At 43.0% G+C, this 242-nt stretch carries 1 protein-coding gene; it reads left to right on the top strand.

The genetic code is table 11. The features are described 5' to 3' along the window. Positions 1-19 precede the first annotated feature (19 nt). Positions 20-242 (top strand): hypothetical protein (locus tag AC6UDF_RS07410; protein WP_500724252.1); only part of this gene is annotated, 223 nt, incomplete at its 3' end.

Below are 242 nucleotides of genomic sequence, written 5' to 3'. Positions count from 1 at the left end.
AAATTAAAAGGAGTGAATGATGGCAAGAAAAACACTGACACCACTCGGTGCCACACTGGCAAAAATCCGTGTCGATTTGGGCATAAACCAAGCACAAATGGCAACGGATTTGGGGATGTCAGCCTCGATGTTTTCTCAAGCAGCCAGAGGACAAAAAAACTGGCCGAAGAACATTGAGTTCTGGCGGTTGAAATTCAACGAAAAATATAATGTTGAGTTACCTGAAATACCACGTTTTCGAC

Source organism: Fructilactobacillus sp. X2R6C1, from assembly GCF_059901295.1.
This window is presented reverse-complemented; position numbering and strand designations above follow the sequence as displayed.